General features: G+C 48.1%; 19 protein-coding genes. 3 read left to right on the forward strand and 16 right to left on the reverse strand.

Annotation, left to right across the window (positions count from 1 at the left end; genetic code table 11):
- Window positions 1-4: 4 nt before the first annotated feature.
- The 3 genes from glmS to ACTRXD_RS02095 all read right to left on the reverse strand — a co-directional run bounded on the left by glmS (window position 5) and on the right by ACTRXD_RS02095 (window position 4,190).
- On the reverse strand, window positions 5-1,834 hold the full coding sequence (gene glmS / locus ACTRXD_RS02085) for a glutamine--fructose-6-phosphate transaminase (isomerizing) (RefSeq protein WP_442430208.1): 1,830 nt from the start codon (window positions 1,832-1,834) through the stop codon (window positions 5-7).
- 132 nt (window positions 1,835-1,966) lie between these two features.
- Window positions 1,967-3,478 carry a bifunctional UDP-N-acetylglucosamine diphosphorylase/glucosamine-1-phosphate N-acetyltransferase GlmU gene (gene glmU, locus ACTRXD_RS02090; RefSeq protein WP_442430209.1) on the reverse strand — a complete coding sequence of 504 codons (1,512 nt, stop codon included), beginning with the start codon at window positions 3,476-3,478 and terminating at the stop codon, window positions 1,967-1,969.
- Between the two features lie 34 nt (window positions 3,479-3,512).
- Complete coding sequence (locus ACTRXD_RS02095) at window positions 3,513-4,190, reverse strand: DUF502 domain-containing protein (RefSeq protein WP_442430210.1); 678 nt, start codon at window positions 4,188-4,190, stop codon at window positions 3,513-3,515.
- Between the two features lie 165 nt (window positions 4,191-4,355).
- Here ACTRXD_RS02095 and tmk point away from each other — a divergent pair, with 165 nt between their 5' ends.
- The 3 genes from tmk to metG all read left to right on the forward strand — a co-directional run bounded on the left by tmk (window position 4,356) and on the right by metG (window position 8,215).
- On the forward strand, window positions 4,356-5,153 hold the full coding sequence (gene tmk, locus ACTRXD_RS02100; protein ID WP_442430211.1) for a dTMP kinase: 798 nt from the start codon (window positions 4,356-4,358) through the stop codon (window positions 5,151-5,153).
- Window positions 5,113-6,144, forward strand: coding sequence for a DNA polymerase III subunit delta' (holB, locus tag ACTRXD_RS02105; RefSeq protein WP_442430212.1), 1,032 nt, complete (start codon window positions 5,113-5,115; stop codon window positions 6,142-6,144). The genes tmk and holB overlap by 41 nt, the downstream gene beginning before the upstream one ends.
- 85 nt (window positions 6,145-6,229) lie before the next feature.
- Window positions 6,230-8,215, forward strand: a complete 1,986-nt coding sequence (gene metG / locus ACTRXD_RS02110; RefSeq protein ID WP_442430213.1) for a methionine--tRNA ligase — start codon at window positions 6,230-6,232, stop codon at window positions 8,213-8,215.
- A gap of 206 nt (window positions 8,216-8,421) precedes the next feature.
- On the opposite strand, the gene ACTRXD_RS02115 is transcribed toward metG, so the two are convergent.
- The 13 genes from ACTRXD_RS02115 to ACTRXD_RS02175 all read right to left on the reverse strand — a co-directional run bounded on the left by ACTRXD_RS02115 (window position 8,422) and on the right by ACTRXD_RS02175 (window position 24,043).
- The gene (locus tag ACTRXD_RS02115) at window positions 8,422-9,822 is read right to left on the reverse strand and encodes an undecaprenyl-phosphate glucose phosphotransferase (RefSeq protein ID WP_442430214.1); all 1,401 of its coding nucleotides are present in this window, start codon (window positions 9,820-9,822) and stop codon (window positions 8,422-8,424) included.
- On the reverse strand, window positions 9,816-11,000 hold the full coding sequence (locus tag ACTRXD_RS02120; RefSeq protein WP_442430215.1) for a glycosyltransferase: 1,185 nt from the start codon (window positions 10,998-11,000) through the stop codon (window positions 9,816-9,818). Before ACTRXD_RS02120 ends, ACTRXD_RS02115 begins: the two co-directional genes overlap by 7 nt.
- Window positions 11,001-11,006: 6 nt before the next feature.
- Complete coding sequence (locus ACTRXD_RS02125; protein WP_442430216.1) at window positions 11,007-12,089, reverse strand: glycosyltransferase; 1,083 nt, start codon at window positions 12,087-12,089, stop codon at window positions 11,007-11,009.
- A gap of 49 nt (window positions 12,090-12,138) precedes the next feature.
- Entirely contained in the window at window positions 12,139-13,056 is a 918-nt protein-coding gene (locus ACTRXD_RS02130) for a glycosyltransferase family 2 protein (protein ID WP_442430217.1), read from the reverse strand.
- Between the two features lie 395 nt (window positions 13,057-13,451).
- On the reverse strand, window positions 13,452-14,636 hold the full coding sequence (locus ACTRXD_RS02135) for a hypothetical protein (RefSeq protein ID WP_442430218.1): 1,185 nt from the start codon (window positions 14,634-14,636) through the stop codon (window positions 13,452-13,454).
- Between the two features lie 468 nt (window positions 14,637-15,104).
- The gene (locus ACTRXD_RS02140) at window positions 15,105-17,714 is read right to left on the reverse strand and encodes a sulfatase-like hydrolase/transferase (RefSeq protein ID WP_442430219.1); all 2,610 of its coding nucleotides are present in this window, start codon (window positions 17,712-17,714) and stop codon (window positions 15,105-15,107) included.
- Between the two features lie 171 nt (window positions 17,715-17,885).
- Window positions 17,886-19,286, reverse strand: coding sequence for a class I SAM-dependent methyltransferase (locus ACTRXD_RS02145; protein WP_442430220.1), 1,401 nt, complete (start codon window positions 19,284-19,286; stop codon window positions 17,886-17,888).
- Complete coding sequence (locus ACTRXD_RS02150; RefSeq protein ID WP_442430236.1) at window positions 19,286-19,522, reverse strand: hypothetical protein; 237 nt, start codon at window positions 19,520-19,522, stop codon at window positions 19,286-19,288. The genes ACTRXD_RS02145 and ACTRXD_RS02150 overlap by 1 nt, the downstream gene beginning before the upstream one ends.
- Window positions 19,523-19,648: 126 nt before the next feature.
- Window positions 19,649-20,452: a phytanoyl-CoA dioxygenase family protein gene (locus ACTRXD_RS02155; RefSeq protein WP_442430221.1), complete on the reverse strand. Its 804-nt coding sequence runs from the start codon at window positions 20,450-20,452 to the stop codon at window positions 19,649-19,651.
- 32 nt (window positions 20,453-20,484) lie between these two features.
- Entirely contained in the window at window positions 20,485-21,201 is a 717-nt protein-coding gene (locus tag ACTRXD_RS02160; protein WP_442430222.1) for a nucleotidyltransferase family protein, read from the reverse strand.
- Window positions 21,202-21,451: 250 nt separating this feature from the next.
- On the reverse strand, window positions 21,452-22,480 hold the full coding sequence (locus tag ACTRXD_RS02165; protein ID WP_442430223.1) for a GHMP family kinase ATP-binding protein: 1,029 nt from the start codon (window positions 22,478-22,480) through the stop codon (window positions 21,452-21,454).
- Window positions 22,481-22,495: 15 nt separating this feature from the next.
- Window positions 22,496-23,233, reverse strand: coding sequence for a methyltransferase domain-containing protein (locus tag ACTRXD_RS02170; RefSeq protein ID WP_442430224.1), 738 nt, complete (start codon window positions 23,231-23,233; stop codon window positions 22,496-22,498).
- Between the two features lie 33 nt (window positions 23,234-23,266).
- On the reverse strand, window positions 23,267-24,043 hold the full coding sequence (locus ACTRXD_RS02175; protein ID WP_442430225.1) for a TylF/MycF/NovP-related O-methyltransferase: 777 nt from the start codon (window positions 24,041-24,043) through the stop codon (window positions 23,267-23,269).
- Window positions 24,044-24,060 lie beyond the last annotated feature (17 nt).

Consider the following 24,060-nt stretch of genomic DNA (forward strand, 5'->3'; position numbering starts at 1 on the left):
CGCCTTACTCAACCGTCACACTCTTGGCAAGATTTCTCGGACGGTCAATGTCTACCCCTCGCAACACCGCAATATGATAGGCCAGCAGTTGAAGGCCGACGGTAAACAGAATCGGAGTCAAGAGCGCATGGACAGCAGGAATCGCGAACACGTGATCGGCAACCTGATCCAAAGCATGATCCCCTTCGGTCACAAATGCAATCACGGGGGCACTCCTGGCGCGCACTTCCATCAGATTACTGACAGACTTTTCGTAGAGCCGATCTTTCGGCGATAGCACAACCACAGGCATATCCTCATCAATCAATGCAATGGGACCATGCTTCATCTCCCCCGCCGCATATCCCTCGGCATGGATATAGGAGATTTCTTTGAGTTTCAAGGCACCTTCCAGGGCAATGGGATAATTAATCCCCCGACCCAAATACAAAAAATTTCGTTTTTGATAATACTGCTGGGCAATCGCTTGGATCGACGCTTCCTGCTTGAGAATATACTCGACTTGGCCGGGAAGCTTGAGAAAATGATCCAACCACCATCGCCCTTCCTCCGGACTTAACGTACGACGCACTCGTCCCACATGCAAGGCCAAGAGATATAAGGCAATCACCTGACCGGTAAAGGCTTTCGTGGAAGCCACACTAATCTCAGGCCCACATCTCGTGTAAATCACCCCATCGGCTTCGCGAGCCAGGGTACTTCCCACCACATTCACAATCGCCAGGACACGAGCCCCCCGGTGCTTGGCTTCCCGGGCTGCCGCCAATGTGTCCGCCGTCTCGCCTGATTGTGAAATGGCAATAAACAAATCGTCTTTTTGAATCATCGGCTCCCGGTACCGGAACTCTGAACCGATATCCACCTGAACGGGTCGTCGAATCATTTCTTCGAATAAATATTTCCCGATGAGCCCTGAGTGCCAGGAGGTCCCACACGCCACGATCCAGATTCGCCTGGCGTTGAGCAACTCCTCGTCGGTCATGGCCAAATCCGGAAGATCCGCTTCGCCCGTTTCATATTGAAACCGGCCCCGAAGCGTATCCATGATCACTTGTGGCTGTTCGTGAATTTCCTTCATCATGAAATCCGGATAGCCGCCCTTTTCGGCCGCCTCAGCATCCCAATCAATGATAACGGGGTTGAAGCTTTTCGGTTGGCCTTCCGAATCAAAAATGGTTATACCAGAATCTTCTAAAATGCCCACATCTCCGTCTTCGAGAAACACCACCTCCCGTATATGAGCTAGGAGAGGCGTGACATCAGAGGCCAAAAAGGCTCCTTTTCCATTCTGACCAATCACCAGGGGACATCCTGAACGACTGACGACGATGCGTCCCGGCTCAGCCAGCGACATCACGGCAATGGCATAACTCCCATGGAGCTCATTGGCAATTAATCTGACGGCCTCTTGAAGCCCATGCCCTTTTATCGTGAGCGAGGATAAGAGGTGCGCAATGACCTCGGTGTCGGTTTCAGACTCAAATCGATAGCCTTCTAATTCCAATCGATGGCGGAGATCGAGAAAATTTTCAATGATTCCGTTATGGACAAGAACAATCTCTCCCGAACGGTGAGGATGGGCATTTTGTTCAGATGGCCGACCATGCGTGGCCCAACGCGTATGACCGATTCCTATTGTTCCGGCAACGGCCCCGTTTTGCAAAACGGCCTGAAGATTGGTGAGCTTGCCAACCGTCCTTCGAATTTTCAACTCTCCATTATGTTGAATCGCAATCCCGGCGGAGTCGTACCCTCGATATTCCAACCGTTGTAACCCGGCCACTAAAATAGGGGACGCTGATTCACCTCCTACATATCCGATGATTCCACACATACTCTAACGCTCCTTACATCGCATCATTTTTTCCAAATAGTATTGGAAAGTTCGGGATGGTATCGATCAGCCTAGATGTAAACACATGAGCCCGGCCAGATATCGCTCGACTTCGTTCATCAAATTTGGCCACTAGACAGGGTCTTTTTGTTGCTGAGGATTCGGTCGGAGTGACGAGTCTGCCTGATCCCCATGCTCTTTAGCCTGAACATGGGCGGCTGAGGAAGAAGCCAGAATTTCTCGCCGTTTCGCCGCCGTACCTTCTTTATTGACTTGCGCGACTCGAGAAATGCCCAATGCATTGGGCGGAACATTTTTTGTGACGGTGGTCCCTGCCGCAATCAACGCCCCTTCCCCTATCGTCACCGGTGCAATTAATTGCACATCGCTCCCAATAAAGACATTGTCCTCGATCTGTGTCCGTGCCTTTCGAAATCCATCATAGTTGCAGGTAATGGTCCCGGCGCCGATATTCACATTCCGCCCAATCACGGTATCTCCGAGATAACTCAAATGATTGACCTTAGACCCTTCTCCCACTTCCGTCTGTTTCAATTCCACAAAATTACCAACCTTGCCTTTTCGATGAATATGGCTCCCCGGACGCAAATGCGCAAAAGGGCCGATGACCGCCCCCTCTTCTATCCTGGCTTCCAGCAAGACGCACGAATCCTGAATGAGGACATTATTGCCGACCAGGCAATTGTTCAGCCTTGAATTGCCGTGAATAACGCAATTGGCTCCAATGACGGTCCGGCCTTCAAGTATGACTCCAGGATAAAGGCTGGTATCCCTTCCGACCTCGACTCCATCGTCAATAATCACCCGTTCCGGATCCAACATGGTGACACCTGCCAACATGAGACGCTGGCAAATTCGTCGTCGCATTTCTTTTTCGGCTATAGCCAGGTGTTCCCTTGTGTTAATCCCGGTCGTCTCTAAATGGTCATTGGTTAACCATGCCACAACTTTCAGGCCTTGCTGGACAGCCACTTCAATCATATCGGTGATGTAATATTCCCCTTGGGCATTTTGCGGACGCAATTGGCTCAATGCTCTTCCAAGGAAGGTACTATCCACGACATACGTCCCAACATTAATTTCAGAAATCCTTCGTTCTTCTGCTGAGCAATCTTGATCCTCGACAACACGACGGATCTCGCCTGATGGCCCGCGAACCACCCGCCCGTATCCACGTGATTCCGGAATGACCGTCGTTAAGATGGTCAGGCCGGCTTTTTCAGATTGATGATAATCAACCAGGGAAGTCAGTGTGGCCTGCGTTAATAAGGGCGAATCGCCATTAAGAATTAAAAATTGGTCGGCCTGCTTAGCGTCGTTCCTGGTACATACTGGATACGCCTGTTGAACGGCATGCCCCGTCCCCAATTGTTTCTCCTGGATCACCACTTCAAACGGCTCAAAATTAGCCTTTTCTTGTTCGAGGTAGGCCTGGACCTGTTCCGATCCATGGCCAACCACAATGGCAACGGTCTGGGTTGCCACTTGCCTGGCTAAGTTCGCGGCATACCACAGCATGGGACGACCGGCTACAGGATGCAGGACTTTGGGTAAAGCCGATTTCATTCGGGTTCCTTGTCCCGCAGCCAGAATCATTACGGCCGTGTTTTTTTTACCACTCATTACGCCTGTCATACCCTTCGTTAAATGTCTCTTCTCATGGGGTTTGGACTTTTGGTGAGTCCTTGAGGGTCATTCTATCTCGTTTTTGTGCAATTTCAATGCTAGAGGATTTATCCGGAGGAGAATAGAACCCGCCTGAAACAATTAGCTTCATGGCTTCCTCAACTCCCATATCTACAGGTATAACTTCACTTTCGGGAACCAGGAGAAAATAGCCAGAAGTTGGATTCGGGGATGTTGGGACAAACACATGGACCAGAGGCTCCGGAGCCAGATTCTGGATTTCCCTTCTGGTTTCCCCCGTAACAAACGACAAACAATAGTTCCCCTCTTTTGGAAATTGAATCATAACCACTTTGTTATATTTTTCCCGTTGCTTGAATGATAAGATGTCCATCATCGACTTTAATGTGGCATAAATACCACGTACAATCGGGACGCGATCTAAAATTTCTTCCCACCGGACGACCAATCGTTTTCCCAAAAAATTTGTGGCAAAGACCCCGGCTGAAAAAATCAATAGCAATAATGCCAAAATACCCAAACCGGGGAAGTAATAATCCGGCAACACCAGGTCCGCTAATGCCGTGCCAAGAATACTATCCACAGTCACAAAAAGCGTTTTTAAGATCAGGATCGTTCCCCAAATTGGGGTAATTACCAACAGGCCTGTCAAAAAATAACGTCTGAGAGAGGCGCGAAGGGTATTCATGAGAAAATCCGCCTTATACCCGCCACACAGAGCAGGCACGGTCTATACGGGAGAGGTAGGAAGTCACCGTAATACTACCGCATCTTACAATCAGGATGGGACTCCTGCAAGACTTTTCTTGCGAATTTCAATGACTTAGACTAGGATCGATCAGGGCAAATTTCCATGAAACCGAGAAAACATGCAAAGGGAAAACAGGGGCTGTCTTCAGGGTTATTCATCACCTTCGAGGGCACAGAAGGCTCTGGAAAGACCACACAATGCCACCGATTGGCACGAGCACTTCGAGCTCAGGGCTATCAGGTATTAGAAACCCGTGAGCCTGGAGGAACTCCATTGTCTGAGGCCATTCGGCGCCTTCTGCTTTCCCACTCTAAAACGGAATCCAACAAGGAAATCATTACTCCAGAATGCGAAACAGCTCTAATTTTGGCTGCCCGGTCCCAACATGTGGCTCATGTGATTCGGCCAGCACTGTTAAAAGGCATGCTTGTTCTGTGTGACCGGTTTTTTGATTCAACTCTGGCCTACCAGGGATACGGACGACACCGTGACATCACCTTTCTCAAGCATTCCCATCAATTCGCCACGGAAGGACTGACTCCACACCTTACGTTTTTACTCGATCTTCCGACCCAAGAAGGGTTGGCGAGGCGACAACAGGCCCGACACCAAAATCGGCTTGACCAGGAATCCTTGGATTTCCATCAACGAGTACGTCGAGGCTTCATCGCCCTCGCTAAACAGCATCCCCAACGCATTCAAACATTGGATGCCAGGCAATCCCCCGAGATCCTGAACACTCTCATTACATCCATGATGACACGCCTCATTCAGTCGTTGCCATCGACATGCCTGGCTCACGTCACTCCTCAACCCAAACACATCATCAAACGAGTCCAGACGAAAGGGACCACTCAGCATGGCGTTTCGAGATCTCGTCGGGCATCAACGCCCAATTAAATGGCTTCAGACAGCGGTCTCCACCAATCATCTTGGCCATGCCTATCTCTTTCACGGAGAACCGACCATTGGGAAACGACTCACCGCTATCGCGCTTGCCCAATATCTCCATTGCGAGGTCCCACAAATCGCACCAACCCCTGATGCCTGCGGCCACTGCCGATCATGTCATCAAATCGCCCAGGCCACCCATCCCGACTTTTTGTTGGTTCAACCTGAAGATACGCAAAAGCAGAATCCCAAAATTACCATTGATCAAATTCGGGACATCGAACATCTGGTCATTTATCGTCCTCTGCTGGGGTCACATAAGATTTGCCTCATTGATCAGGCCAACTCAATGACCACCGAAGCCGCCAACGCCTTGCTCAAGACATTGGAGGATCCGCCAGACCATTGCCTCTTTCTCCTGATCACCAGCCGCCCGGAGCACCTTTTGGCGACGATTCGGTCTCGATGCATTACGTTGCGATTTGCCCCGCTTCCCTCTGCCAGCATTTATGAATTCCTGAAGGAACGGACAGACAGGGAAGACCAGGATAACAGGTTAATCGCGGCATTTGCGGAAGGCCGGTTGGGTTCAGCTTTGGCTTGTGACCCAAAAGAATTAAAGGTGAAAATCCGTCAGTACTGGGCGTTGTTATTTGGGGAAGATACTGCGTCGGCTTCACGAGTGATGGATATGAGTGAAGGGCTGGTCAAATCGAACCAAGTACAGGAAGCGATTCATTGGTTTTGGGCAGGGCTCAGGGACTTGCTATTGCTGACCCTGGATCAGTCCTTGTCTCCCACCTTGTACCAGGATCAAGAAACGGCGCTTCGCGAGTTGTCTCTACAGATCACCCCTTCTTCACTTCTGGACTTAATCCATGAACTCAACCAACTCGAGCGAGGGCAACAACGAAATCTTAATATGCAAATCGGATTGGAACAATTTTTCTTACATCTCCACGACCAATTGGAATTCTCGCATTCACCAGGGCTCGCTTAACCATCAATTACCTGCTTACCACAGTTCTGCGACCACCCGGTCGTTTGGCACATGTGGGTTCTGAGCTAACAGAGGATGTCTTGTCATGTCCAACACGTTTTATGTCACCACCCCTATCTATTATGTCAATGATGTGCCTCACATTGGCCACGCCTACACCACCATCGCGGCCGATGTTCTAGCCCGGTTTTATCGGCTAACAGGCCATGAGGTTTTTTTCCTCACCGGATTAGACGAACATGGGCAAAAAGTCCAGCAGGCTGCAGCCAAGGCCGGAATCGATCCACAGGCACATTGTGACCTCCTCACGCCGAAGTTCAAGAATCTCTGGTCGCAATTGCATATCTCCAACAATGGGTTTATTCGCACCACCGACCTTCAACATCAGGCCACTGTACAACGCTACCTTCAAGCCCTCTATGACAAAGACTTGATTTATCAAGCCGAATACACCGGCTGGTATTGCACCTATGACGAGCGATTTTGGACAGAAAAGGATGTGGAGAACGGCCTGTGCCCGGATTGTCGGCGACCAGTAGAGCAGGTCAGTGAACGAAATTATTTTTATCGCATGAGTCGCTTTCAAAACCGGTTGAAGGAGCATATCCAGACAAATCCCGACTTCATTCAGCCGGCCACCCGTCGCAATGAAGTCCTAGGGTTTCTGCAAAAGCCCCTTGAAGATCTGTCAATTTCCCGACCCAAGTCACGGTTATCGTGGGGCATCGAATTGCCATTTGATCGGGATTGCGTGGCCTATGTGTGGTTCGACGCCTTAGTGAATTACCTGTCAGCCCTGGAGTACGTCCCTCCAACTCCCAGCACCTCAAAATTCTGGCCCGCGTCGCTCCATCTGGTCGGGAAAGATATTTTGACCACCCATGCCGTCTACTGGTCGACCATGTTAATGGGGTTGGAGCTGCCGCTTCCCCAATCCATCTTTGCACATGGCTGGTGGACGGTGAATGGGGAAAAGATGTCAAAAAGTCGAGGGAATGTTGTCGATCCCTATGGCGTGGTCAAAGAATTCGGCGCTGATGCCTTTCGCTATTTTCTGTTGAGAGAAGTCCCATTCGGCCAGGATGGAGATTTCTCCATCACGGCATTCGGTAGCCGGTATAACGCTGAATTGGCCAACGATCTTGGCAATCTGCTGTCCCGAACTCTTACGATGCTGGCAAATTTTTCCAACAATACCGTCCCTCAACCCGACGCCAAACACGAAACCGATCAGGATCGTCAACTCCAGCATTCGGCTTCATCCCTTTTCCCCTCCATTGACACGCACCTTCGCCACTTAGAATTTAATCGCGCACTGGAAACCACGTGGGCTTTGGTCCAGTCAGCTAATCAATATATTGATAAGACCGCTCCGTGGATGTTGGCCAAAGATCCTGGGCATACCCCTCGCCTTCACACCGTCCTGTTTCATCTCACGGAGGTTTTACGATTTCTCACGTTGGCCGTATACCCGTTTATGCCACAGATCGCCGAAACGATGAAGACCCGACTGGGATTATCGATGAATTTTTCCACACCCATGTTGCAAGAATTCCCTCGTTGGGGAGCATACCTTTATACGGGGCAAACCAGTAAAGGTGCTTCGCTATTTCCCAGAAAAGATTCCCGTCCACCGGGCTCCCAAAAGAGTCCCGAACATACAACGCCGATTCACCCAAACAGGACACCCATGGAAACACCTCAGCCCGTTTCATCCACCCAACCCCAGTCCCCACCCAGCGAGGTGATACAGATCGGCATTGCCGATTTCCAAAAAGTCCAATTGAAGGTGGCAAAAGTCTTAACGGCAGAACGTGTCCCAAAGTCTGAAAAATTGCTTAAGCTCCAGGTAGATATCGGAACCGAACAGCGTCAGATTGTGGCTGGAATTGGGAAAAAGTATGCCCCCGAAGAAATGGTGGGCCGAACCATTGTCGTTGTGGCAAATCTCAAGCCGGCAAAACTGATGGGGATTGAATCCCAAGGCATGGTATTAGCTGCAGGAGATCAAGAGGTCCTTGAACTTCTTAACATGTCCCAGGAGATCCCTGCCGGGACAAGGATCAAATGATACCCTCTATGCGTCTTTCACTCAAAAAGTCGTGAGGGATGTCTTCCCCCAAATCTTTCTTGAAAAGACTCTCAAGCTCTTGCACGGAATGAAGAAAATACATACTCAGAAAAATTCAGGGATTATCACGAGGAGGGAAATGCAACCCCATTAGCAAAGTGACTCACATGGGAGAACCTCCGCGTTACCCCATGAAAGGGGAAAGGCTAATACGCCTCCCGATGGATCAACCCCTTCCAAAGTGTCATAATCATAATCTTTACATCCAGCCATAAGGACCAATGCTCAATATAATACATGTCGTAGGCTAAACGTTTTTCCCAAGAGGTATTTCCGCGCAATCCATTAATTTGTGCCCAACCCGTAATTCCGGCTTTCATGGTGTGACGCAGGTTATATTGGGGAATCTGGGCCCGGAATTTCTCGATAAACTCCGGTCGCTCGGGACGCGGCCCCACAATACTCATCTCTCCCTTTAAGACATTCCAAAATTGCGGCAATTCATCCAAACTGGTTCGTCGCAGAAACGTCCCGATGGGCGTCCTGCGTGGGTCGTGTGCTTTTGCCCAGACGGGACCTGTCTTCTCTTCGGCATCCATACGCATGGTCCGGATTTTAACAATATTGAACGATTTGCCATCGAGGCCAACACGAGTCTGCCGGTAGAAGACAGGACCTGGAGAGGTGAGCTTGATGAGTACCGCAATCATCAATGCGATTGGTGAGGCCACCACCAGGGCCACGGCGGCACCACAGACATCAACCATCCGCTTCAAAAACAAATTCCACCCGTAAAGAGGAGAACCCTGGAGAGTAATAATAGGAAGGCCCTCAAACATTTCGGCTTCGGCCCGCAACGTCACGAACTCATAAATGGATGGAATGATCTTCACTCCTGCTGTTGTGGAAGACAGGATTTTCATCAGTCCCTCAGCTTCACATTCCACTTCCGGAGGCAAACACAAAAATACGATATCCACATGGCTGGTTAGAATTTCTGCCGCCTGGTCAAACGTTCCGATAACCGGAATTCCGTCCAACATTTGACCAACCTTTTCGGCATTCCGTGTCAAATACCCGCGAACCTGGAGGCCAAGTTCTGGATGCATTTTGAGCGTATCTCCAACCCGCTGCCCAAGTTTTCCCGCGCCAATAATGACTACCTGGCGTTGGTTGTATCCCATTCGCCGGAAAACCCTGAGAATTTCCCGAAAGACCATACGGGAACAGCCCAGCACCACCAGATTCAACAACCAAAAATACACGATCACCAAACGGGAAAATTCAAACGGCTTCGAGAAAAAGGTCAATGCGACCAGGATCAGAATACTCAGTGTATTGGCCTTGGCAATGTCCACAAATTCCGCAAGATGAGATCCCATTCTTCGAGGCCGATACAGATTAAATGAATAGAAACAAATTCCCCATACCGCGACAATGGGAAAAAGAAGCCAGAGGTACGGGTCAATGGGAGGAATGCCTTTGGTGATGGGAAACAGGGGCACTGAAAAGCGAATGAAATAGGCGCTCACCCAACACACGCATATCACAACCAGGTCGGAAAGGAAGAGCAGATTTTTTAAGAATTCACTGTGGCGTTTTAACATGGCGGGGTACGACGGAAATCGCGATAACGAGACATGATCACTTGCTGAATCCGCTGCTTAAAATGAGAACGATCGAACGGTTCAACATGTGCTCGAATTGCATAAGGATTGAAATCTGTGAGGTTCTGCGTGAACAATTGAATGGCTTCAACTATGGCTTGGACCGACTGTTCATAGTGAAAGACCCCCGTTGGAACAGAAGAGGATCCACTTTCGTGAACACCACGTTCTAAATGATTTTCGCCTTGCTCAGGCAAAGGATTAAGAGGGACGATTGTTTCAAGGGCCCCACCCTTTCCATAAGCAATTACCGGTTTCCCGGAAGCCATGGCCTCTAAAGGCACAATACCAAAATCCTCTTCACCGGGGAAGAGAACGGCTAGGCACCGGCTGTAAAAGTCTCTGACACGATGATCTGACTGCCAGCCAAGAAATTCGACACTTTGACCGGCCATTCGCCTTAAGCGTTTCTCATCTTGTCCTTGCCCGATAATTTTTAATGGAAGCCCAAGCTCATTGGCCGCAGCAATGGCCAGGTCGACTTTTTTGTAGGGCGCAAATGCCGTGACCATCAAATAAAACCCTTCATGGCGATGCGACACGTGAAAGTTCTGCCAATCAACAGGAGGGTAGACCACGCAGGCTGCCCTTCCATACTGGCGTGCAATTCGCCCTGCTACGTTTTGCGAATTGGCAATAAAACAACTCACATGGGCATTCGATTCCACATCCCACCGCTGAAGTCGCCTTCGAAAAAGGCCCATGCCCAGCCTGCCAAAACTCCACATTCCTGTGTTGCCAAAATAGGTATCAAATCCATCCCAGATATACCGCATGGGGGTATGAACGTAGGAAATATGACAGGTCTCGCGAGGCACTCGAATGCCCTTGGCCACGCAATGGCTGGAACTGACCACTAAATCATACTGATGGATTTCCAATCGCTGGATGGCTGAAGGAAAGAAGGGGAGCAAATACCGATATCGACTCTTTGCAAATGGGACTCGATTAAGAAAGCTTGGAATAATAGGATGCCGCTCAATCGTCCGCGACACACTGCCTTTCACATGGAACAGCGTATAAATTGGCGCATCAGGAAACAATTCACACAACGCTTCAAGACACCGCTCACCCCCTCGCATACCTGTCAGCCAATCATGAACCAGCGCAACTTTCACTTGGGTTCAATGACCTGCATGTGAGGCAGACATTTCCTGATATATTTCCAGAATCGAATCCATCATGGTCTCACTGGAGAATTTTTCCTGTATAGTCTCCTGTGCCTTCTTGATGAGGAAGATCCTGAGATCCTCATTGTTTGTAATTTTTTTGACCTTTTCGGCAAGGTCTTCTCCGCTCCTTTTTTCTACCAACATTCCGTTTATCTCGTCATGAATGATTTCTTCCAATCCACTCACATTCATGCTCACAACCGGAACTCCCATGCCCATAGATTCTAAGACCAAAACCGGCAGGCCTTCCCACCTGGAGGTTAAAACGACCACGCTGAAAGTAGCCAGAATGTCCAGAGCCTCTCCATGAGACAACTCCCCCACCATGTGAACCCGTCCACCTAACCCCCGCCTGGCTATTTCCTGTTTGATCATCGGAGCCAAAGCCCCACCACCAACAATCGTGGCCGAATACTCAGGCAAGAACTCCATCATCTCTACAAAAAGGAGGGGATCCTTCTGATGTTCCAATCGTCCGATAAATCCAATATGCAGGAGCCCCTGAGGCAAAGGCCGTGGAAGATTGTTCAAAGAAAGACCGGGATAGATGACTGACCTTTTATCACGACCTGATAATAATTGAAATTTTTCTGCAAGAACCACATCATATTTCGACACAAAAATGGAATGACACGCACGTCGCAAATTCCAACGTTCCGCCATTAACGCCATCCGGCGAATTTTCGGTGACTTTTCAATAAAATGAAATCCATGGACGGTATAGACCATCGGGACTTTCAAGAGAGATACCGTAAAGAAAAACCCTGCACGCCCACCATGGACATGAACCAGATCAGGTTGAAGGGCCATAACCGACGCTCGAAGTTGGAAAGGGATGGCAGGATTGAGCCGACTAATAAAAAATCGAAGCCCCTGACAGGGAATTCCAAGAGCACCGGCTTCCTTCATTAAATATGATTGTTCTTCGGTAATGAGATAAAAAGAAACGGCATGCCGTAAGCCTTTGAGAATCTGTAGAACATGCGTTGTTCCTCCACCTGGTTTTCCATCGGCAACAATTTGGAGGACACGCATTACGTCCCCAATTTCCCAAGTAGATTTTCTGTGATTCTTAGAATAGACACTATAGCAGAGCACGACCTATTCGGTCGGTTCCAAGGCCACGGTACATACCTAATCGAGCATAGATACTCTGCAAAACCCACAAGACCCATGCGACCGGACGACCAAAATGTTTCCGGAAAAAATAATATTGATTAACATAATAAATTTCTTTTTGTTGAGAAAGATCGCCCCCAAATGAAGCTCCGGACTGATGCTCTACAACTGCCTCAGGAACGTGCCACACCTCCCAACCAGCCTGCCTGGCCCTGAGGCACAGATCAACATCTTCATAATACAAAAAAAACTTTTCATCAAAACCGCCGATTTCATTCCAGATTGAACGCCGGCAACAAAGAAAAGCACCGGACACCCATGCCACAGGCTCCGCTTCATGAGGGATGCGAAATTTTGTCGAACACCGGCCTACCACTCGACGAAAGAGCCCTCGAGGCCCTACACGCTTCGCCACCCAGGCCAACGGCTTATCCAGCACAAGGCCAGTCAAAGAAGGTGCATCCCCCATTGATTGCAAAGGCCGGCCAGATGGATCAACAAGACGGCCCCCGACAATTCCTACCCGAGGATGCTTCTCATAAAATCGGATAAGGGTTCGAATGGCCTTTTCCGTCGCAATGGTATCCGGGTTCAAAAATAAGACAAAGGACCCGCTCGAAGCCGCCAACCCGATATTACATGCACGCCCAAAACCAATATTATCGTGAAGGGCAATAAGGGTAACCTGCGGAAATTCATTCTGCAATTTAGCTGCAGTTCCATCCTTCGAATCATTATCCACCACCACGAGTTCAACATCAGAAATGTTGAGTAAGGGGCCCAAACAGGCACCGATGCAGGAGCTGGAATTATAGCTCACAATGATGATGGAGCATTGCTTCGGCGCATTCAGCATCCCTTCCTTTAGTCCAGAATTCGTCATGGCATCTTACTACGTCACAACCAACGCCTATTTTCCTGAAAACTTCCTGACAACCATCCAACCCAGCTGGTGAAATCTATAGACTGTAGACATGCATAACACTTTTTGTTTCTGCGGTATTATTCCCTTCCCATTCTTGGCCATCCGGCGCCATTACTGGAGATAAAGTGTGAGCCTACAGTGAACGCCCACAGACTCAGCAGAAACCAGAAAACTGTATTCGCAGATAAGAGCGTGAAGCCAGGGAGTCATCTATCGATATCCCGTCGGCATTGCCTCCACAAAGGAGGCGAGCCGGCATGCCAAAGGTTTTGACCTCCTCAGTTAACACGATTATTGTTCGGAAGATTGCGGAACCAACTTCTCACCAAAGCCTCAAAGGCAAACAATGAGCATCAATCGAATAGCGAACGCTCTACCAGAGTCAGGCTCAGCTTCTTCATACCTAATTCGTTTCCTAAATCATTTAAATGTCTATCATTCGGCGAAACGACAATTTCGTTACCACCCGGCAAATCAAAGATAACTAAGTCTTCAGAGGAGATGACATCTTTTAACCGGCTTGCATAGTCCAAAGATACTCTAAAAATATTCCCTTGAGAATCCGTCACACACTTAACCATTTGCATTCCTCGCTTATCAAAATCTTCTCGAACAGGATAGAACGCAAGAAATTTCGAATGATGCTTTTCTACTTCCTCTTTAACATGCCACAATAGACTTTCCGTAACAGCCACCAGATATTCATCTCGCCTGGATGGATTTATCATAAAAGGAGAAAAGTGGCTTCTGCTGTTCAGGAAATCTTCCCCGGACCTTACGATGTAACCAATATTACCGTTGAGTTCAAATATCGTATTGAAAAACTCGACTTGATTAATAACTGTCAGTCCCTCACATACATGTTCATTTTCGGCTTTGAGGGTTTTATGAGACGTTGGCATTTCTTGAAGCCACCGACGAAGAATGCGTTGCTCTAATGTTTCATTCTGTAAATTTGCCATCACCGTCTCTATTAATTGGGCAATGGCACTATTATGCAAGTAGGATCCTGCTGTAAAATAAGGACCAGAGAGCTCACCCTCCACCAGCCTAAAGGTTGGCTTCAAGGGTCCCGCCTGCGAAGTCGCACTTCTATCTGGAAACGCATTTTCCCAAAAGTCATTTCCTGGGGTTGCCCACAATAAAACCAAGTCGGCCCTATACATCTTAAAGTATTCTTGAATGGCCAAAAGCTGTTGGTCCTGTCCCCACCCTGAAGAGGCAAGAGAAAATACTTTGACTGGTTGAGGCAACTGACTAGCCAATGATTCCTGAAGAAACTGTTCCGGCATATGGTCCGGCCGACCTGCATACGCTTCGACCTGGCTGTCACCCACAAGCAACACCACATAGTCATCGGTATCATAGTTAATATTTTGCCCTCGATATCCCAATTGGTTGGTTGTCAAAGCCTCATATTTTGATAATTTTCTACCTGCCGAATCTTCCCATCCCCAACCTGAGTTAAGCTTAGCTGGAATTCCCATCCCACGCAGTAAGGCCTCCATTATAAAAATCGCAACAATTGTGGATCCCATAACTATGACTGCGTTCTGTTTCATTTACTTTAAGGATTGCACCGCATTTTCGCCCGCAAGGGGACGGGAACTTTATGTAAAATACGAATATTCATTTTCGATTTAATAATCATCAAAAGGATGCTTTAGAAAATATGTTTGGGAAACCGGTTCAATCTATTGCCCCTGATTAATGAACAACAATCGCAGCAGGAACAAGCTTGTGGTTCCCGGAACTAGATGGACCGAACTAAGTGTATCTTCCTTGGGATGCAGACCAGGCGAATCCACAAAACATGCCCCATTCATTCCGATGTGAAGACGCTTCCCTGACAATCCTAAATGGGCTCGAATGCCAGGTGCCAAGCACAGAACTAAATCAAAAGTTGGAACTATTCCTCACCTAATAGAATGTATTTATGGGGTTCCGGGCAAGCGATAACTTGGTTTTGTAACGACTAATGACTGGATTGGCCATTATTGGCCTGATCATCGGCTAAAATCCTCTTTCTCCAGCGTAGAGCGAATGAAATCCATTTGTTTTGGAGAAAAGGAAAACTCCCATGCTCGGTTGTTTAATGAGACAACAATGAGTTTGATATCACTTGGATAAGGCTTGAGAACTTTCTCCGGGATTTTAATCCTGAACCCACTATAGAACAATGCCTTCTGTTGATGAGCCTCCACGACATCTTGCCTGGAGATTCCAACTTCTGCACTAACCGTAAATTTTCCATCTGCAAAAATGAAAACCTCTTCAGCCGGTTGATTCTTTTCAAGATCAGCAGCCCATCCCTCCACAACAATTGACTCCCCTGAAAGAAGAACACGATCCAGATTCCCAGTCAGATGTTTTTCACCCACATCGACCAGGATCTCCCGCTCACCGGGAAACACAAGTTTTGATTGCCCCGAGGCTTCGTGATGCAAACGTATCATTGTCTGCTCATCACTCAAAGCCCCCTGAATTGCCAAGGGTATGGGAGTTAACTTTGTATCATGATCTCCAATCCGAAAAACCCTCACTTGGTTCTCGCCTGACTGGAAAGCTGAAGGGGGGAATAAAACAGAAAAATAATTCCGTTTCCCATCCCATAAAGATGCCTGGGTAGTCGCCCAAATTCGGCCATTAAGAGAAATGGCAATCGGTAAACTTCGGTGACTCATGCCAATAATTTGTCCGCTAAAAAGAGCAGGCAGGTACCTGCTTTCAAGATCCACCTGATCTAATTGATGAGGATTTTCATTTATATATTTCAGGGAAGTTGAGTGACCAATGACCAAATCGCCAAGTTTTTGTCCAATCAAGTTTGAAGCCGGTCCTTTTGGCACAAGTCGGTCGAGTGCCGTGTGCTCTCCAAAATGATCGACCTGCCACTTGAGACGAGGAAATCCGTTTAGGTCCTGCGATTGGATTTTCCCTACCCCAAGAAAATCTATCTCGTCCCGCGGTGGGATTTCATTGTCCAACATGGAATATCCATCTATTTCCCTGGGAACCTTAAAGCCGAGTAGATCGGCAATGGTTGGCAACACATCAATTCCGCTGACAAGTCGCTCACGAATGCTTCCCTCACGTTGCCCAGGAAGCTTGACGAACATGGGAACCTTAAGAATATCGCTCTCATTTCCTTTTTGTACCTCTCGCATGGATAGTCCACGCTGAAAGGAAACACCATGATCTGCGGTCACAATAAAGAGCGCCTTATCGAAAAGCTCCGCCCTTTCCAGTGAACTTCGCACTTTCCCGAGGAACTGATCAACATATCCTATTTGCTGGAGGTATTGGTGGTACGCCGTAAGAATCAAGGATTCTTTTCCAATCCACCTCCCCCCCCAACCCGGTCCATCGATCCATCCGACAGGAATGAGTCGTTCTTTATTAAAATATTGCTGACCAGACACCAAATATTCATACTTCGTATGAGGTAGGATGACGTGAAGAAAATGAAGGACAGGGCTCGTGGTTTCCTTTATTTGAGAAAGAAAAGAAGTCAGATACGTCTCTCTTGAGGTATTCCCCTTGGTAGCAAGATCAAGATGAAGACGACTCTCCTTCTTCCCAAGAATCCCTTTTTCGAACAATTCCTCACCGAAACCGGTCCATTGAGCATGGAGCGGGGGTAATTGTTTTCCCATTTGTGGCGGGGCAATAATATGTAAATATATCACTGCCAGATCTGCAAAAAAGGACTTGTAACGAAGGGACGAGCCAGCATCAGCATCTTTTCCCTTGCATAATGTATGGGGACAAAGACTTGTCAAGGACTCCACGACATTAAGGGCATAACGGTCCCCCAACACGGTGAACAAATTTTGAGGATGATCTGTTGCCGTCGGGTTGAGTCGAACACCAGCTCTTGGTTGCCGCCCCGTTAAAATTCCAGCCACCGCAGCTGCGGTTTCTACATACGTGGCAACCGCATTAGGAAACCAATGACTTTGTGCGGCTAGAGCGGCAAAGTTTGGAAAACGCACCGGATCGATTCGACCATCCGCATCCAATAACGCGGTGATGTTGAATTCATCCAGCACAATAAGGACAACCGGGACAGGATTGTTAATCTCAATGTCAGCCTGTGGTTCAATGGCATCCGGCATAACCAAACGACCCACAGGGGTAAACAACAAAAACCACAGCGGAAATGCCACCACGACGGGCGAAAGCACTGTAAGAAACAGCCGGACCGCATGCCAGCGAACATAAAGGACCGAAAAGAGAAAGCCGATCAGCAATGCAAACCCAACAATCAAAAGATCGGATCTATCCACCAATCGCTGCACCGGAGGCAGGACTGTGAGGAACGCCAGGCCAAAGACAAATACCACATGCAGGCTATTCCGAACACGCTCACCAAACGGCCAAGCGGCAAGTTCAAACAGCATGAGGCTTAATGCCATCCCCACCGAAAGGACGAAGACCATACCGATGATAAGCTCTGTACCGGCCTTATAAGAAACAAAAAACTCGGGGTTCTGCCCAAGAAGATCATAAAGCGGCTGAGCAACGGCAAAGCCAGCGAGAGCAAACAAGTGCAAAAATTCAATAAGGACCATACGAATACCAGGTATATTTAGCTCATCTGACGAAGTGGTCATTTAGGTCCCTGATGACAGAGATTAGAGCAAATTCAGATGTTTATGGTGAGGATAAAAAGTGTCTTTGAGGAAAGCGTGCGGAAATATTCAAGGCGTTTTTCAGCGACACCTCAGATTTTCCATGATGGTTCAAATGCTCCCGTACATTCAACCAGGGTACGAGTACCTGAATTACATTCGTTTAAACCACACCAATACTCGTCCGCTTTTTGAGACGATTTCATTCTTAATGATTACGGCTTTTTTTTCCAAAAGCGCCATGAAATGTTCGGCGGTGTAATCAGGGAAAATATCCTGACGTAGACTTAACAATTCTTGCACCATAGGATCATTTTTCGGAACAAATTCTATAACTCCCTGTGGCGCAAGTGTGATCAGCCAATTGACAACCTGAACCAACGGAATATTCCTGGCAATAGCTAAGTGATGAACAAGAGCCAAGGCGAGAATGGCATCCGCTGAGGCCCGGGACTGAAGACTTTCCCGCTCGTGACCATTCCACCCTTGATTTGGACTCGGATTAGCCGCATCCATAAACAGAGCTTGAAAAGAGAGCCGCCTCTCGACTGCTCGACGATAACTGCCATCTAACGCTCCCTGATCAAAGTCAAATCCCACGACGTTCCGTGCCCCGCCATTCAACGCCGCTTCCGAATATTCACCCGTATTACACCCAAAATCCCAAATAAGTGCAGGCTGGACTGTTTGTGCAAATTCAAGAATGAATTGTTTTTTAGATTGGATTTCCGTTGAAGAATAGCTACAGGTCTTATCGTAATCCCCCCAGGTGCTTTCACCCTTATTCAGAGGTGTCAATTGGCTGATCCAATGAAACATTTTTTCCAACATCGCTTTGAAAGAAGAAAGCGGGAACGAGGCCTGGGCCAACGAATGATCCTGAAGACTTTTCGTATTTTTAGTGGAGGTTTTTTGGAAAAGATCTTGCAAAACAACGTGGGTCAAGACATTCCACTTCAAGCAGTGTCGCCACTTGAGAAGTTTTCGAATTTCCCCCGTTGTAATACCTTCCTGCGTTCCCCGATACCAGGCGTTGTGAGATATACCAAAAAATGCGCGAAGCAAGAGAGGGTTCAGGAATTGTTCGCAAAATTGGCGATGACCAACCCACATTTCACCGGATAGGTAGCGCCTAAAGGAGAGATGATCAATAAAAACAGGCTGATTTCCCTGAAATTGAATATTGTAGGCCGAGGCATCGGAAAGTGTGACACCGACTGCCAATGATTGCAAATGGATTCGTAAATGCAGGAGTGCGGCGGCCTTCAGTGCTGAAAATGACCATTCATACGGATAGGAGATAAATGGGAGCTTGGGAGTTTCCAAAATATACCGGGGCTTTGAATCTGAGAGGCCCAGAACATCTGACGAAACGATCTCAAACGGAAGCAGCAAGCCTTCGGTCGAAAGCTTTTGAAATAATCCCGTGGAAGTGACAAAATCGAAATCCTGAGAAAAACATTGATTGACCGTCCTAAAGATACGCCCCTTAAACTGATATACGTTCCCACTGGGATCACGGAAGGATCCTGGAAGGGGTTGGACATCACCCATTACTTCTGATCTTCGGAAGTGGAATGTTCGGATTCTTCTCGAGCATTTCCACGAAACAGTCCGACAAATCGCCTCCAGTACAATTTGAGAATCACCACAGCGCCGGCAATGCCACCCAACAAAAGTTGCAACACCATACTTCCGGTACCGGGATCAAGGTAAGCCTGTGCCGAGCTTTCGAATCCGAACACTATTAGAGTAATACTAATTGCAAGAAAACTTCCTAAATGTTTCATTTTGCTATTCCCTCCCTGGCCTATACCAACACCCTGGGTCATTTCAGGTTCGATCCTTATTAGTACATAAATTATCATCAAACAGTATCAAGGCAATCATCCTCCTGGACAAACTCTGATGTGAAATCAGGAAAATTGTAAATCAAAATCAGGAAGACTACTTGAATCCTGTTCTGTTATTTTTTCAATCACTCGTTCTTGAACCTGATAGAAGGGATGGCCCCCTGCCGACTTATACGGGTTATTTGATTTGGTATTATAACAACCGATTAAGGCGATTCTGGAATGGGGAGACACGTTATCATTGGAACCATGCAGGGTATTACAATGAAACATCACGACGTCTCCCCGCTTCAATTCCACGTACACTTCTGGTAAACGCGTTTCAATGACAGCCAGACGGTCCTGACAAACTCCGCTGTCAGACACCCCATCATGAAACACATGGTCAATCCTGCCCATCTTATGAGACCCCTCGAGAATTTTCAAACACCCATTTTCCCTGGTCATCGGGTCAACGGCAATGAGGACCGTAGCCATATCCGGATACAAATTCCCCATTCCATACCAATAGGCATAATCCTGATGATAGCGAAATCCGACCATACCAGGATATTTCAAAGTAATTTTATTATGATACACGTATATAGAATCGTTAAAAAAATATTCCAATCGATCGAAAATCGACGCACGTCGAGTGGCTTTGGCGAAGACATCATTCCCCGCTGTATCATTCCACACAAAAATGGTTTCAAATGAGGGGCGTTTTCCCTGAGAAACTTTATCCATGAGACCTTCGGTCCGCTGTTTCATTCCCTCATGATTCACGATGATATTCTTCAGAATATGCATCTCTTCCTGGTCGAACAGATCAGGAACAATCAGATATCCCTTCTTCCAAAACTGTTCGAACTCTTTTTCAAATCCCATCCCACGCTCCATTATTGCAGAACCAATGCCGTTTAGCTGACCCGAGTAAAAATCACTTCTCTCTGAGCGCGTTCATAGTCGCTTGGCGTGCCGATATCAATAAAATATCCTGTGGTGACGAATGCACGAGGCTGCAGCTCCCGACAATACGGCTGGAGGATATCCGCCTCAAAGGAAAAGTGCTCTCCCCTTCCATATTGAGAAAATATTTCAGGTTTAACAAGATACACCCCTGCGTTTACTAGGCCGGGGCCTTCCTGACCCTTTTCTTGAAACTCTTGGACTCGTTCACCCAGGAGCACGACGGCACCATACCGACTCACATCCGGGACATGCCGAAGTACGATCGCGACCTGAGTTGGGGTCTGTGCATACCAGGCCATCAGGGCCTGATAATCAATGTCAACGAGCGTGTCGGCATTAAGGACCAAAGCCGGAGAAGACTCATCGCCTTTTAGCGCTAAGGCCATCGCTCCTCCTGTTCCTAAAGGATAGCTTTCCCTTGAATATCTGATTGGAAGGGAGCGGTAAGCCTGGCCAAAATGCTCTTCAATGACCTCCGCCTTATACCCAACTGATATAGTTACTTCGGTCAGCCCAGCATCTACAAGTCTATCGAGAATAAACTCCAAAAATGGCCGGCCTCTAACAGGCGCCATGGGTTTAGGCAGATCGGGAACAACAGGCTGAAGTCTTTCGCCACGTCCCCCGGCCAGAACAATGGCCTTTCTGATTCCTACTTGAACCACATGAATCACTCCTGTCTCACACATCAATCAAACACATGCCAGAGGGGGATAACCCCGGCGCAAAAATATCAGCGACTCAGCTTCTCGCGGAATAATTCAGTTGAATACGAATCAGCCCAAAACTTACAATCCCTGTCCGTCGTTATTTTGACTAAGTACATCATCAGCTTACCTCACCAACACATTCGGTTTTTTCAATCAACCATTTAAGGAGGTCAACCGCGGCCTGAAGTCCTCCACACGATTCAATTTAATCTATCTTCCAACCTTGCATCCCGTATTTGGTAAAATGACAGTTACTGACCTGACCGGAGAATTTTTTTAACCCAAAAATTACCTCCATGCGTTTTTCCGGTGGGACAAAAAACATCATAAATCCTCCACCGCCAGCCCCGGACACTTTCCCCGCCAAGGCTCCAGCTTTGACCGCCGCTTCGTAGATTTCATCGATATGCGCGTTGGACACACTCTTGGCTGAACGTTTCTTGCTAACCCATCCCTCGCGCATGGACTCAACCAATCCAGTGAAATCGCCTTTCAGCAGACTTTCCTTCATCGTACAGGCCTCACGCTTCATGGCATGCATGGCAGAAAGGGCCAAGTCCGTGCCAGACTCAACATTGGTACTCTGATCACTGATGATCTTTGCGGAAGATCTGGACACCCCGGTAAAAAAAAGCACTAATGAAGCCTCCAGCTCACAGATGATCCAGTTTTTGATACGCAAGGGATTAACGATCACCCGATTGTCTGCATAAAACTCAATAAAGTTAAACCCCCCAAATGTCGCGGCGTATTGATCCTGTCTCCCACCTTGCAGACCACAATCGACTCGCTCAATCTTAAACGCCAAATGAGCCAACGCGTAGTCATCTAGCGGGACGTTCAGCAATTCCGCAAAGGCTTTAATCATCGCCACGACCAGAGTCGAGGAGGACCCTAGCCCAGAACCTACAGGAGCATCGCAGTAAGTGGTAACTTTCACAGGCAACGGCCGTCCTTCATTAAACTGCTCGACCATGTACAGATAGACGGCTCGATGTAGATCGACACATCCATTGCGTGGAATGGATTCTCCCAACTGATACTCACTAAAATGCTGGCGATCAGCAGAACAAAACTGCACCTTATGGCTCGTCAACACCTCCAGGACCGCATAGGCATATCGATCAATCGTGGCATTGAGCACACAGCCGCCATACAAATCACAATAGGGCGACACATCTGTGCCGCCGCCCGCCAGGCCAAGCCGAAGAGGCGCCCGCGCGCGTATGATCATCGAACCCTCCAGATATCAAAGCGGCTGGTCATTGTGAAACGGTGGTTTTTCCCGGTTGAAATGTTTTAGCGTTCGAAGATCGTCCCGGTACTGGTTCAGGTGAATCCGCACTTCGGCTCGAGGTTGGTCTGAGGACCGACTCCAACGCCCCCCTGCTTCCACTTCCGCGATGGGACGCTTGCGAATGACCATCTCGATCCCGCATTCCCCGACTGAACTCAAGGTCTGGTCGTATCTGGGAAGATTAAACCGATACGTCGAAATGAGTTGTTCAATTTTGACCGGCTCGGCAGCAGAACCAAGGTCACGTACCAAATCCAGAACATTCAGAGACTGTTGACTCCAGGACTGCATCTTGAAAATGGTAAACGTCCATTTATGATCGGCATTAAATGTACTCGGAAACTGGCCTTGTTCATATAAATCTTCATCCGGGACGGTAATGACGAGATGGCCGCCTGGCCGCAAGACCCTAAACCAATTCCGGAGTCCTACGACAGGATCATGCAGATGCTCCAGGCAATGACTGCTATGCACAAAGTCGAATGTCTCATCCGACACACCCTCAAGAAACTGCGCATTGCCATCAATCAGGTCCCATGTTCGCACATCCTCCATCCGACAAAACAATTCCTGATATAACCCCAAGGGATCGGGATGGCCACCGATATCCAGACCCTTTCCGACGAAAAACCGGTTAATGAAGTTTGGCTCGGATAATCGCCGAGCAATCGACTTGCTACATTCTTTCATAATTACGTTGACTTATAATGAAAACGATGGGGATCAACCTCCAGGATATCGAAAGACAAACTGCGGGAAAATTTGCTCACTATGCAAGCGGTCGCGACGAATCACCAATTCTTCTACCGCTTCGGTCGCTCCTAAACAACTTGAGGTGGTCGCATCATCAAACACCACATACCCACCTGGAACCATGAAGGGCTTCACGAGATCATATGAAAAGGCTACGGCGGAATAAATATCACAGTCGATATGGGCCAAAACAATGTTTCCAATCTTGTCGACGGCAGAGGGGCCGGTTTCCTGGAACAATCCTTTGATAAACTCAACATTTCTCACACCTTCCCGATCAGCAAATTCTCGCAACTCCTGCAAATCGACGTCTTGAAAATCTCCTGCTCCGTGGGCATCAATAGCGGATTCGGTTGCGGGCATCCCTGCAAAGGTATCCAGGGCAAAGACTTTTCTGCCAGGGTACAGTTGATCAACCACATAAGCCATAAACAGGGCGTTCCCTCCTTTATACGACCCAAATTCGACAATATGGCCAAAGGGGATATAGGGAAGAAAATATTTCAGAATCAAAAAAATGTTCATGCGGTTATCTTCAGATACCACGGTCCGGCCAGAGGCCAGTCTGTATGCCTCTTGATATAAGGCATCCTTTCGCACAGACTCGCGCAATTGGCCACATTGCAATCCCCATCCTCTGGCATAGCCATCGCGAACATTCCGGGACTTCCTGACGGGGTAGTTTCCCCCGACAGGGGGAACAAATAAATCAAAGACCATTTCCACTTCCCTCAGATCCGGCATCATTTCTCTGTCATCCCCGG

This window comes from Nitrospira sp. T9, from assembly GCF_052156535.1.
In the GTDB taxonomy this organism is placed as follows: Bacteria; Nitrospirota; Nitrospiria; order Nitrospirales; family UBA8639; genus Nitrospira_E.

What these genes read in the sequence shown, in the direction of transcription:
- ACTRXD_RS02145 (WP_442430220.1), bottom strand. Translation starts at nt 19,286, where the DNA reads ATGGGTGATGTCCAACCCCTTCCAGGATCCTTCCGTGATCCCAGTGGG.
- glmS (WP_442430208.1), bottom strand. Translation starts at nt 1,834, where the DNA reads ATGTGTGGAATCATCGGATATGTAGGAGGTGAATCAGCGTCCCCTATT.
- ACTRXD_RS02115 (WP_442430214.1), bottom strand. Translation starts at nt 9,822, where the DNA reads ATGTTAAAACGCCACAGTGAATTCTTAAAAAATCTGCTCTTCCTTTCC.
- ACTRXD_RS02165 (WP_442430223.1), bottom strand. Translation starts at nt 22,480, where the DNA reads ATGATCATACGCGCGCGGGCGCCTCTTCGGCTTGGCCTGGCGGGCGGC.
- ACTRXD_RS02130 (WP_442430217.1), bottom strand. Translation starts at nt 13,056, where the DNA reads ATGACGAATTCTGGACTAAAGGAAGGGATGCTGAATGCGCCGAAGCAA.
- holB (WP_442430212.1), top strand. Translation starts at nt 5,113, where the DNA reads ATGGCGTTTCGAGATCTCGTCGGGCATCAACGCCCAATTAAATGGCTT.
- ACTRXD_RS02125 (WP_442430216.1), bottom strand. Translation starts at nt 12,089, where the DNA reads ATGCGTGTCCTCCAAATTGTTGCCGATGGAAAACCAGGTGGAGGAACA.
- ACTRXD_RS02155 (WP_442430221.1), bottom strand. Translation starts at nt 20,452, where the DNA reads ATGGGATTTGAAAAAGAGTTCGAACAGTTTTGGAAGAAGGGATATCTG.
- metG (WP_442430213.1), top strand. Translation starts at nt 6,230, where the DNA reads ATGTCCAACACGTTTTATGTCACCACCCCTATCTATTATGTCAATGAT.
- ACTRXD_RS02095 (WP_442430210.1), bottom strand. Translation starts at nt 4,190, where the DNA reads ATGAATACCCTTCGCGCCTCTCTCAGACGTTATTTTTTGACAGGCCTG.
- tmk (WP_442430211.1), top strand. Translation starts at nt 4,356, where the DNA reads ATGAAACCGAGAAAACATGCAAAGGGAAAACAGGGGCTGTCTTCAGGG.
- ACTRXD_RS02135 (WP_442430218.1), bottom strand. Translation starts at nt 14,636, where the DNA reads ATGGGATCCACAATTGTTGCGATTTTTATAATGGAGGCCTTACTGCGT.
- ACTRXD_RS02170 (WP_442430224.1), bottom strand. Translation starts at nt 23,233, where the DNA reads ATGAAAGAATGTAGCAAGTCGATTGCTCGGCGATTATCCGAGCCAAAC.
- ACTRXD_RS02140 (WP_442430219.1), bottom strand. Translation starts at nt 17,714, where the DNA reads ATGACCACTTCGTCAGATGAGCTAAATATACCTGGTATTCGTATGGTC.
- ACTRXD_RS02150 (WP_442430236.1), bottom strand. Translation starts at nt 19,522, where the DNA reads ATGAAACATTTAGGAAGTTTTCTTGCAATTAGTATTACTCTAATAGTG.
- glmU (WP_442430209.1), bottom strand. Translation starts at nt 3,478, where the DNA reads ATGAGTGGTAAAAAAAACACGGCCGTAATGATTCTGGCTGCGGGACAA.
- ACTRXD_RS02175 (WP_442430225.1), bottom strand. Translation starts at nt 24,043, where the DNA reads ATGATGCCGGATCTGAGGGAAGTGGAAATGGTCTTTGATTTATTTGTT.